The following is a 10,664-nucleotide window of genomic DNA, read 5'->3' as shown; positions in this document are numbered from 1 at the left end:
GCGGAGAGGGCAGGTTCCACGGCCCGTGGAACGGGCCCTCTCCGCGTTGTCGTACGGTCAGTCCAGGCTGCGGGCCCGTTCGAAGCGGGACCGGGCCTCGGCCAGGTCCACCACCGGGTCCGGATAGTCGATGCCCGCCCGGTCCAGGCCCTCCAGCTTCCAGGGCTCGTGGATCGCGGGCCCTTCCACCTCGGCCAGCTCCGGTACCCAGCGTCGTACGTAAGCGCCCCGGGGATCGAAGCGCTTGCCCTGGATCACCGGGTTGAGGACCCGGTTGGGGCGAGTGTCCGTGCCGGTGCCCGCCACCCACTGCCAGTTGAGCTGGTTGTTCGCCATGTCACCGTCGACCAGCAGGTCCAGGAAGTGGCGGGCCCCCACCCGCCAGTCCACGTACAGCGTCTTCGTGAGGAAGCTCGCCGCCAGCATCCGGCCCCGGTTGTGCATCCAGCCCTCGTGCGCGAGCTGCCGCATCGCCGCGTCCACCAGCGGATAGCCGGTGTGCCCGGACTTCCAGGCGGCGATCTCGTCCTCGTCGGAGCGCCAGCGGTCGTGGCGCGGCCGGTAGTCGGACCAGGAGGCGTCCGGGCGGGCCGCGAGGACCTGGTGGTGGAAGTCCCGCCAGGCCAGCTGCCGGACGAACGCCTCGCCGCCGGGGCCGCCCTTCTCCCGTGCGAGGTTGGCCAGTTCGGCGGCGGAGACCGTACCGAAGTGCAGATGCGGGGAGAGCCGGGAGGTGGCGTCGCCGGCCAGGTCGTCGTGGCCGTCCTCGTAGTCGGCCATGGGGCCGTGGAGCCAGGACGTCACCAGCTTGCGGCCCGCTTCCTCGCCGCCCCGGGCCAGGCCGGGGGAGAGGTTCTTGACGGTGCCCCGGTCCGGGAGCGGGTTGCCGGACACCCCGTCCGGCACCCGGACCGTGCGGGGAGCGGTCAGTGTGCCCCGTACCCCCTCCGCCTCCCAACGGCGGAAGTACGGGGTGAACACCGCGAAGTGGTCCTTGCCGCCCGTCGGGACCACCCGGCCCGGAGCGAGCACGGTGACCACCGCGTCATGCACGCGCAGATCGCAGCCCGTGCCCGTGAGGGCTTCCCGGATCCGCTCCTCGCGCTGTGCCGCGTACCGGCTGACGCCGGCGGCGATGTGCACGGAGCCCGCCCCGGTCTCCTCGACGACCCGTTTCACCTCGCGGGGCGTCTCGCCCCGACGGACGATCAGCCTGCCACCCCGGTCACGGAGTCCGGCGTCCAGGTCCGCCAGGCAGTCCGCGAGGAACGCCAGCCGGTTGGGCGCGTCGAACCCGGTGCGGTGGACGGCGTCGTCCCGGACGAACAACGGGACGACCTCGTCCGCGTCCCGCAGGGCGGCACGGAGCACCGGATTGTCGTGCAGACGCAGGTCGGAGGTGAACAGCACCACCGCGACACCACTCATGGAACGCGTGCTCCCTTGCGGAACTCGTGGGTGAGACGTCAGGCGGTCGGGAAGTCCATCAGCGCCACCGGATCCGAGGTCGGTTCGGCGGAGCCACCGGCGGGCTCGACCGTGATGCCCATCCCGGACGCCCGGTCCACCGGCCCGTCCAGCAGGACCGCGTCGTCGCTCGCCTTCGGATCCATCAGGCCCGCCGAGCGCATCGTGCCCTCGTCGTTGAACCAGAGCTGGTACACCTTGCCGCTCGGCGGCCGATCCATCCCTGAGGCCAGGAACACCGCACGGTTCTGGCTCTGCGAGACCACGACGGTGCCGTGCGCGCCGCCGGTGAGTTCGCCCGAGGAGGTCTTCGCGTCCGGAGCGGAGAGCACCTGGGCCAGCTGCTCGTTCTGCCGCTGTGCCTGGTTGGCCTCCTGCCGCGCGTCCTGGGCCACCTGGTTCTGCCAGACCGCGGCCCCGCCGAAGGCGGCGGCTACCGCGATGCAGGCGGCGAGCGCGTAGGCGTACCACCGTCCGGTGCCTCCGCCGCCACCGGTCCGCTCCCGTCGGCCGTGCGCCGGAGCCTCCTGGCGTACGGTCGTGATCTCCCGCAGCACTCTCTCGCGCAGCTCGCGCGGCGGGGCCTCGGCGACGGCGAGGCCGAGCCGGGCGGCGGTGGCCGACAGCTCCCGCACCTCCTGGGTGCAGGCCTCGCAGTCCTCCAGATGCCGCTCGAACGCCTGCCGTTCGGACTCCGGCAGCGCATGCAGGGCATAGGCCCCGGTCAGCGTGTGCAGTTCGGCCGTGCTCATGCGCTCACCCCCAGGCAGTCGCGCAGCCGGATGAGGCCGTCGCGGAGTCGTGTCTTGATGGTGCCCAGCGGCACGGAGAGAAGTTCGGAGACCTCACGGTAGGTCAGGCCCCGGTAGTAGGCCAGGGTCACCGACTCCCGTTGCAGCTCGGACAGGGTGCGCATACAGCGCCGTACCTGCTCTCGCTCCAACCGGGTCTCGACCTGTTCGGACACTTCGTCGAAGGCGGGCGTCCGGTCCAGCAGCGCCGCCTTGTGCTCCCGGGCCGCCGCGGCCTCGGCCGAGCGGACCCGGTCGACCGCCCGGTGGTGGGCCAGGGTCAGCACCCAGTTCATCGCGCTGCCCCGGGAGGCCCGGAAACGGGGCGCGGTGCGCCACACCTCCACCAGCACCTCCTGCGCCACCTCCTCCGACTGGGCCGGATCGCGGAGCACGCTGCGCACCAGGCCGAGCACGGGCCCGCTCACCGCGTCGTACACCGAGGCGAACGCGTCCTGGTCGCCCCGCGCGACCCGCACCAGGAGTTCCTGGAGATCGGGACCGGGCGAGGGCACCCCACTGATGTGTACGGCTTCCTTCACGCGGGTTTCCTCCCGGGACGTTCGTCGGTTCCGGCAGTGATTCGGAGCAGACGGCCGTACGGATTGGTCGGGTGCGGGCGATCTTCGCAGATCCTGCCCCGGGAGGACGCGCGACTCAGCCGACGAGCGTTTCGCGCCGCCGCAGCCGGACGGCGCGTACGGCGAGGAAGAGCAGCAGCCCGAAGGGCGACAGCAGGATCGTCAGGACCAGCAGCGGCCCCATCAGCAGCGGCGAGAGCCCCAGCTTCCGGCTCTGGAGGTACATCCACTGCCCGAGCAGCAGATCCCAGGCGATCACCTGCGCCCAGACGGCCCCCGCTCCGTCGGCCAGCGCCGTCAGATCACGGAAGGTGTCGATGTCCGGGCTGCTCACCGCCGTCCAGAGCTCCGGGAAGACCGGGACGGCCATGACGACGTAGACGACGAGCACAGGCAGCACGGTCAGCGGTGAGGCGACGACGCGAGCGGTCCAGGACCAGTTCGGAGCGAAGATCATCAGCAGCCAGAACGGGGCGGCCAGATAGAACGTGATCTCGAAGAGTGCGCCGGTCATGCCGCGGGCTCCTTGTCGGAGGAGGAGGAGGAGGAGCGGGCCGGGCGGGCCGGGCGCAGCGCGCTCCATGTCCCGTACGCCGCCGCCGCGAGGATCGTCCCGGCGGCCGCCAGCGCGGCCCCGTCCGGGTGGATCAGCGGCTGGCCCCGGAGCGCCTGCCAGGTGATGAGCGCGACGAGCGCCGCGTAACCGCCGACGGCGACCCGTACGAGGCGCAGCCGCACCCCCGGGTCGCGCAGCGGGGCGAAGCGGGGCGCGAGCAGCACCAGGGCGATCAGGAGGAGCGGTAGGACCTGGAGCGCGTGCATGCCCACGAAGTGCGGGGCCCGCAGATCGCCGCCGGTCGTCGACCAGCCGGTCAGCGCCATGGACGGGCCGCCGTCCGGTACGCCCACGGAGTGCGCGCCGATCACATCGGCGGTGTCGAGACTCCCGGCCGCCCGCTGGCCCTCGCTCGGCAGTGCCATCAGGAAGCCGAGGGCCGCGCCGGCCAGGGCGATCAGCAGCCCGCCCCGGACGGCCAGGGCCGTCGCCCGGTCGGTGATACGGGTGCGCAGCAGCAGAACGGCGATCACCAGGGTGGCCGCCCACAGGGCGGCGATGGTCATCCCCATCGCGTCCCACAGCCCAGCCGGTGCTGAGGGGGAGGCGGGGCCCGAACTGGAGGCCGCGCGCGAGGAGGTGGCCGAGCTGCTGCGGCGGCGCGACTGGCAGGTCGAGGAGCAGAGCCCCGCCGCCGAATCGCTGGCGGAGGTGCTGGCCGCACTGCGCAGGGCCGGGCACGGCGGACTCATCGACCTGCTGGACGTGTACGCGGATGCCGCCGAGCCGATCGCCCACGCCGACCTCGACTACGTACAGCGTCGGGTGGCCCGCGTGGACCTGGTCGAGAGCGTTGTCGTGGGGACCGTCCTCGGCGAGGCGATGTTCGGCGCGCTGCGGAGGCTGGCGCACATCGATGTGGCCTTCCGGCGCTTCGAGTCCCCGGCGCATCTGGTCGGGCCGGTGGAGCCGGAGGGGCCCCGCGTGGAGGACGGGAGTGAGGGGTGCGGCGCGGGGACGGGTGCCGGTGCCGGTGACGCGGAGGGTTCCGTTGCTGCGGAGGCGGGTCCTGCGGGAGGCTGAGGGCGGGGTGCGGCGACGGACCCGACGCGCCTTGGACTCGTCGTGCCGCGAAGCGGCCGGTCGGCGACCCGCCGTGGGCCCGTCGCGCCGGTCCTCTCCCGGCCGCGCCCCGAGCGAGCGGACCCCGCCGGCCGCGATGTGCGGCGGACGGGGTCCGGAGGCTGCCCGCTGGGCGGCCCGGCGGGCAGGTGATCGGCTGTCGGAACGACCGGGCCTGAGCGACGAGACGGCCTGCGAGGCGGCGCGGTCGGGCGACCGGGTCCGAGTGGGAGGCGTTCGGGCGTTACGCAGCGCCCCGGCGTTCGGGCGTCACGCGGCGGCCCGGCGCCCCCCGCCCGGCGTCACGCGGCGCTCGTACCGCTCTCCTGCTCGCGCTCCACCTGCTCGTTCCACTCGCGCTTCACCGCGCGCCAGGCGTCGTCGTTCTGGCCGAGGCGCCAGTAGCCCGAGATCGACAGCTGGGCCAGCGGGATCTGCCGTTCCACGCGCAGGTAGCGGCGAATCTCCTTCACGAAGCCCGCCTCCCCGTGCACGAACGCCTGGATCTCGCCCTCGGGGAAGTCGAGCCCCTTCACGGCGGCGGTCAGCAGCTCGCCGACCGGCCGGTCCCCGCGGTGCAGCCAGGTCACGGCCACCCCGTCGGGCGTCACGATCTTCTGCTCCTCCGAGGCGTCCGGCACCTCCACGAAGGCGTGCACCAGCGCGCCCACGGGCATCTGCTCCAGCGCCGCCGCGATCGCCGGCAGCGCGCTCTCGTCGCCGACCAGCAGGTGCCAGTCCGCCGAGGCGTCCGGTCCGTAACCGCCGCCGGGGCCGAGGAAGGTCACCTGCTCGCCGGCCTGCGCCCGCTGGGCCCACGGTCCCGCGAGGCCCTCGTCGCCGTGCACGACGAAGTCGACGGCCATCTCCCGGGCCACCGGATCCCATGAACGCACCGTGTACGTACGGGTGGTGGGCCACAGCTCGCGCGGATACTCCTCACGGATGGCGGCCATGTCGAAGGGGTGCGCGTAGTCCGCGCCCTCGGGCGCGAAACACAGCTTGATGTAGTGGTCGGTGAAGCCGGAGAGGGTGAAGTCCGTGAGCCCTTCGCCGCCGAGGACCACCCGCACCATGTGCGGGGTGATCTGCTCGGTGCGCACGACCTGCGCCCCCTGGGCCTTCGGTCCCTGCCGGGCCGGCCGCTCTGCCACGAGGTACTCCCTGGTTCGAAGACTTAGGTATACCTAAGTTAACACCTCAGTGCTGAAGCACGGTCAGCAGCCGTTGCAGCGCCCCGCCCAGCCCCCACTGGTCCGCGAGCGCCTCCAGGGCGGCCGGGTCGCGCGGCTCGCGCGGCAGTGCCGGATCGAAGTCGGGCAGGGGGACGTCCCCGGCCACCCGGACCACCTTCGGCGCGACGGCCACGTACGCGCGCGACTCGTCCAGCCGCTTGCGCTGCGACGGGGTCAGCTTCGCCTTCGGGTCGTCCACCGCCGCCATGATCCCGTCGAGATCGCCGTACGCGTCCAGCAGCTTCGCCGCCGTCTTCTCGCCGATGCCGGGGACGCCCGGGAGCCCGTCGCTCGGGTCACCGCGCAGCAGCGCCAGATCGACGTACCCCGCGCCGTCCACGCCGTACTTCTCGCGCAGCCACGCCTCGTCGGTCACCTGGAGCGTGCCGACGCCCTTGAGCGGGTAGAGCACGCGCACCTGACGGGCGTCGTCGACCAGCTGATACAGATCGCGGTCGCCGGTGACGATGTCGACCGGGCCCTTCGCCCGTGCCGTGAGCGTGCCGATGATGTCGTCCGCCTCGTACGGCGTGACGCCGACCCGGGCGATTCCCAGCGCCGCCAGCACGTCCTCGATGATCGGGACCTGCGGGGACAGCGTGTCGGGGATCTCCTCCTCGTCCGTCTGCCCGGCGGGGGTCTCCTCGGCGACCCGGTGCGCCTTGTACGTCGGGATCAGGTCGACCCGCCACTGCGGACGCCAGTCGTTGTCCCAGCAGGCGACCAGTTCGTCCGGCCGGTGGTCGTGCACCAGGCGGCCGATGAAGTCGAGGAGGCCGCGCACGGCGTTCACGGGCGTCCCGTCCGGTGCGCGCACCGAATCGGGCACCCCGAAGTAGGCGCGGAAATACAGGGAGGCGGTGTCGAGGAGCATCAGGCGTCGCGTCACAGACCCGATGATGCCCCACCGCACCGACAGTCGCTGCTGGTAACCGCTTACTTGCCTTCCGTCGCGGGCCGGTGACCTGGGTCACGGTCGCGTTTGGGTTGTGTAAGTGCGGGCAGGCGCGCCATCGGAGCGAACCACGTCGCATTTTCAACTAGTGCATGTGCCACGCGGACAGGACCCGCACCGCTCCACGGTCTGCCGGAGGGGGTGGCAGACCGTTTTTTCGGTTCAACGCGTGAGGTGTATGTGTCCAGGCTGCAAGCCGAGCACTTGTACAAAGTCTTCGGCAGACGACCCGATGAAGCCGTGCGGAAGCTCGAAAGCGGTTCCGATCGCGACGAGTTGCGCGCCGAGGGAACGACCGCAGCGGTGATCGACGCATCGTTCACCGTGGAGCCGGGCCAGATCTTCGTCGTCATGGGGTTGTCCGGCTCGGGCAAGTCCACCCTGCTGCGGATGCTCAACGGTCTCCTCGACCCCACCGCGGGCCGGGTGCTGTTCGACGGGCAGGATCTGACCGCCCTGAGCCCCCGCGACCTGCGGCACGTGCGCTCCACCAAGATCAGCATGGTGTTCCAGCACTTCGCGCTCTTCCCCCACCGGAGCGTCCTGGAGAACGCGGCGTACGGCCTGGAGGTCCAGGGCGTGCCGCGCGAGGCGCGTGAGGCGCGCGCCACCGAGGCCCTGCGGCTGACCGGCCTCGAAGGCTGGGAGAAGTCCTGGCCCGACGAGCTGTCCGGCGGCATGCAGCAGCGCGTGGGCCTCGCCCGCGCCCTGGCCACCGACGCCGACCTGCTGCTCATGGACGAGTCCTTCAGCGCGCTCGACCCGCTGATCCGCCGTGACATGCAGGACCAGCTGCTGGAGCTCCAGAAGCGGCTGAAGAAGACCATCGTCTTCATCACCCACGACCTCAACGAGGCCATGCGCCTGGGCGACCGGATCGCCGTCATGCGCGACGGCGAGATCGTCCAGCTCGGCACCGCCGAGGACATCCTCGTCACCCCGGCCAACGACTACGTCGCCTCCTTCACCCAGGACGTCGACCGCTCCCGGGTGCTCACCGCGGGCGCGATCATGGCCGAGGCGCACACCGTGATGGGCACCAGGGCGGCGGACGGCACGGAACTGCGCACCCCGCAGGACGTGCTCGCCGCGGCCCCCGCCACGGTCCCGGAGTCCACTCCGATCATCGACCTGTTCACGCCCTGCTCGCAGAGCGCGAACCCGGTCGCCGTGACCGACGACAAGGGCAAGCTGGTCGGCGTCGTCCCCAGCTCCCGGCTGCTCGCCGTCCTCGGCGAGCCGATGACCCCGGTCGAGGCCCCCCGCGAGACCGAACCCGCGGCAGCGGCCGGCGTGAAGAAGGTGGCCGGTGTTTAGGTTCCCCCTCGGCGAATGGGTCGACTCCGCGGTCGAGTGGCTGCAGACCCACCTCGCCTGGCTCTTCGACGCCATCAGCTCCATCGTCAGCGGCATGTTCGACGGCATAGCCGCCGTCCTGTCCGCCCCCGCACCACTGCTGTTCGCGGGCATCGTCGCCGTCATCGCCTGGTGGCTGCGCGGCCTGCCCGCGGCCCTGCTCACCTTCGTCGGATTCGCCCTCATCGACTCCGTCGAACTGTGGGACGAGGCGATGGACACCCTCACCCTGGTGCTCGTCGCGACCCTCGTCACCCTGGTCATCGCCGTACCGCTCGGCATCTGGGCCTCCCGGTCCAGGACGGTCAGCGCGATCACCCGGCCGGTCCTGGACTTCATGCAGACCATGCCCGCCATGGTCTACCTGATCCCCGGCGTCATCTTCTTCGGCGTCGGCGTGGTCCCCGGCATCATCGCCACGATCATCTTCGCGCTGCCCCCGGGCGTCCGGATGACCGAGCTCGGTATCCGGCAGGTCGACGGTGAGCTCGTCGAGGCGGCCGAGGCCTTCGGCACCACCTCGCGCAACACCCTGCTGCGCGTCCAGCTGCCCCTCGCCCTGCCCACGATCATGGCCGGTATCAACCAGGTCATCATGCTCGGCCTTTCCATGGTCGTCATCGCGGGCATGGTCGGCGGCGGCGGCCTCGGCGGCTCCGTCTACCGCGCCATCGGCAACGTCGACGTCGGCCTCGGCTTCGAGGCGGGCATCTCCATCGTCATCCTCGCCATGTACCTGGACCGGATGACCGGCGCGCTCGGCACCGCGGTCTCCCCGCTGGGCCGCCGCACGGTCGCCAAGGCCCAGGCCATGGCCGAGGGCTGGAAGATCTGGACCTACCGCCCGCAGCCCCGCATCGCGGCCGTCGGCATCGTCGTCCTCGCGCTCGTCGCGGGCAGCATGAGCCTCTTCGGCGGCGGCTCGAAGGACGACACCGCCGGCACGAGCGCGCAGATCGGCGACGGCAAGAAGATCAGCATCGGCTACATCCCGTGGGACGAGGGCATCGCCTCCACCTTCCTCTGGAAGGAGATGCTGGAGCAGCGCGGCTTCGAGGTCGACGTCAAGCAGTACGAGGCCGGCTCGCTGTACACCGGGATGGCCAACGGGCAGATCGACTTCCAGACCGACTCCTGGCTGCCGGTCACCCACGCCAGCTACTGGGCGAAGTACAAGGACCGCCTGGAGGACCTCGGCGCGTGGTACGCCCCGACCTCGCTGGAACTTGCCGTCCCCGCGTATATGAAGGACGTCCAGACGATGGACGACCTGAAGGGCAGGGCGTCCGAGTTCAAGAACCGGATCGTCGGCATCGAGCCGAGCGCCGGCGAGATGGGCCTGCTCAAGGACAAGCTGCTGCCGGGCTACGGCCTGGACAAGGAGTACAAGCTCATCGACGGCTCCACGCCGTCCATGCTGGCCGAGCTGAAGCGCGCGTACGCCAAGAAGGAACCGATCGTCGTTCCGCTCTGGTCGCCGCACTGGGCGTACAACGAGTACGACCTCACCAAGCTGAAGGACCCCAAGGGTCTCTGGGGCAAGGGCGACGGCGTCCACAGCCTGGCGCGCAAGGGCTTCTCCGCGGAGAACCCCGAGGTCGCCAAGTGGGTCAAGGACTTCAAGATGAGCGAGAAGCAGCTCACCAGCCTTGAGGCCGAGATCCAGAAGGCCGGTTCCGGCAAGGAGCAGGAAGCCGTCCGCACCTGGCTGAAGGACAACCCGGGCGTCGCCGACAAGTGGACCCCGGTCCCGAAGGACGCCCAGGCCGCCGGCGGTGACGACGAGCGCAAGCGCCCGGTCGAGGTCGCCTGGTTCCCCTGGGAGGAGGACATCGCCGCCACGTACCTGTGGAAGGCGGTCCTGGAGGAGCGCGGCTACAAGATCAACCTCAAGCAGTTCGAGGTCGGTCCGATGTACGCCGCGATGTCACGCGGCCAGATCGACGTGCAGTTCGACGGCTGGCTGCCGTACACCCAGAAGAATTACTGGGACAAGTACGGCGACAAGCTGACGAACATCGGCTCGTGGTACGGCCCGACCTCCATCGAGGTCGCCGTCCCCGACTACGTCAAGGACGTCAAGACCCTCGACGACCTCAAGGGCAAGGGATCCGACTTCAAGGGCCGGATCGTCGGCATCGAGCCCGGCACCGCCACCATGGAGAACCTCAAGACGAACGTCCTGCCGAGTTACGGCCTGGACGGGGAGTACGAGGTCCTCGACTCCTCCACGCCCGGCATGCTGGCCGAGCTGAAGCGCGCGTACGCCAAGAAGGAGCCCATCGCCGTCCTGCTGTGGACCCCGCACTGGGCGTACAACGAGTACGGCATGACCAAGCTGAAGGACCCGAAGAAGGCGTTCGGCGAGGGCGACCGGCTGCACACCATCGCCTCCAAGGAGTTCCCGAAGCAGTACCCGCAGCTGACGAAGTGGTTCAAGGACTTCAAGCTCTCCGAGAAGCAGCTCGGCGGACTGGAGAACGAGATCCAGAAGCGCGGCGCGGGTCACGAGGAGGAAGCCGTGAAGGCCTGGATGGACGACAACCCGGGCATCGCGGACACCATGGCGCCCCAGTAGGGACTCCACGGGCACGAAAGCAC

At 70.9% G+C, this 10,664-nt stretch carries 8 protein-coding genes and 2 pseudogenes; 3 read left to right on the top strand and 7 right to left on the bottom strand.

Features of this window, described 5'->3' with window-relative positions:
* Positions 1-57 precede the first annotated feature (57 nt).
* The 5 genes and pseudogenes from ACFWM7_RS29080 to ACFWM7_RS29060 all read right to left on the bottom strand — a co-directional run.
* Positions 58-1,428 (bottom strand): cryptochrome/photolyase family protein, encoded by a 1,371-nt coding sequence (locus ACFWM7_RS29080; RefSeq protein ID WP_383266020.1) that lies wholly within the window; start codon positions 1,426-1,428, stop codon positions 58-60.
* Positions 1,429-1,466: 38 nt separating this feature from the next.
* Positions 1,467-2,219 (bottom strand): anti-sigma factor domain-containing protein, encoded by a 753-nt coding sequence (locus ACFWM7_RS29075; RefSeq protein ID WP_383266017.1) that lies wholly within the window; start codon positions 2,217-2,219, stop codon positions 1,467-1,469.
* Positions 2,216-2,800, bottom strand: a complete 585-nt coding sequence (locus tag ACFWM7_RS29070) for a sigma-70 family RNA polymerase sigma factor (protein WP_383266014.1) — start codon at positions 2,798-2,800, stop codon at positions 2,216-2,218. Before ACFWM7_RS29070 ends, ACFWM7_RS29075 begins: the two co-directional genes overlap by 4 nt.
* Positions 2,801-2,915: 115 nt before the next feature.
* Positions 2,916-3,353 (bottom strand): ABA4-like family protein, encoded by a 438-nt coding sequence (locus ACFWM7_RS29065; RefSeq protein WP_383266011.1) that lies wholly within the window; start codon positions 3,351-3,353, stop codon positions 2,916-2,918.
* Positions 3,350-3,985 (bottom strand): annotated as a pseudogene (locus ACFWM7_RS29060) (hypothetical protein); the annotation flags it as partial. The gene ACFWM7_RS29065 and the pseudogene ACFWM7_RS29060, both read right to left, overlap by 4 nt.
* Here ACFWM7_RS29060 and ACFWM7_RS29055 point away from each other — a divergent pair.
* Positions 3,978-4,478: pseudogene (locus tag ACFWM7_RS29055) on the top strand (MerR family transcriptional regulator); the annotation flags it as partial. The pseudogenes ACFWM7_RS29060 and ACFWM7_RS29055 overlap by 8 nt on opposite strands.
* A 341-nt stretch (positions 4,479-4,819) precedes the next feature.
* Here ACFWM7_RS29055 and ACFWM7_RS29050 read toward each other — a convergent pair.
* Both ACFWM7_RS29050 and ACFWM7_RS29045 read right to left on the bottom strand, forming a co-directional pair.
* Positions 4,820-5,671, bottom strand: coding sequence for a siderophore-interacting protein (locus ACFWM7_RS29050; protein WP_383266009.1), 852 nt, complete (start codon positions 5,669-5,671; stop codon positions 4,820-4,822).
* A gap of 46 nt (positions 5,672-5,717) precedes the next feature.
* A complete protein-coding gene (locus ACFWM7_RS29045; RefSeq protein ID WP_383266022.1) occupies positions 5,718-6,626 on the bottom strand; it encodes a 5'-3' exonuclease H3TH domain-containing protein in 909 nt (302 codons plus the stop codon).
* Between the two features lie 321 nt (positions 6,627-6,947).
* Here ACFWM7_RS29045 and ACFWM7_RS29040 point away from each other — a divergent pair, with 321 nt between their 5' ends.
* Together ACFWM7_RS29040 and ACFWM7_RS29035 are read left to right on the top strand one after the other, a co-directional pair.
* On the top strand, positions 6,948-8,024 hold the full coding sequence (locus tag ACFWM7_RS29040) for a glycine betaine/L-proline ABC transporter ATP-binding protein (RefSeq protein WP_383266007.1): 1,077 nt from the start codon (positions 6,948-6,950) through the stop codon (positions 8,022-8,024).
* Positions 8,017-10,641 (top strand): ABC transporter permease/substrate binding protein, encoded by a 2,625-nt coding sequence (locus ACFWM7_RS29035; RefSeq protein WP_383266005.1) that lies wholly within the window; start codon positions 8,017-8,019, stop codon positions 10,639-10,641. The genes ACFWM7_RS29040 and ACFWM7_RS29035 overlap by 8 nt, the downstream gene beginning before the upstream one ends.
* Positions 10,642-10,664 lie beyond the last annotated feature (23 nt).

The sequence above is a fragment of the Streptomyces sp. NPDC058375 genome (assembly GCF_042723425.1).
GTDB lineage: Bacteria > Actinomycetota > Actinomycetes > Streptomycetales > Streptomycetaceae > Streptomyces > Streptomyces durocortorensis.
Note: the sequence above shows the minus strand (reverse complement) of the source record. Positions and strands in the feature narration are given on the sequence as shown.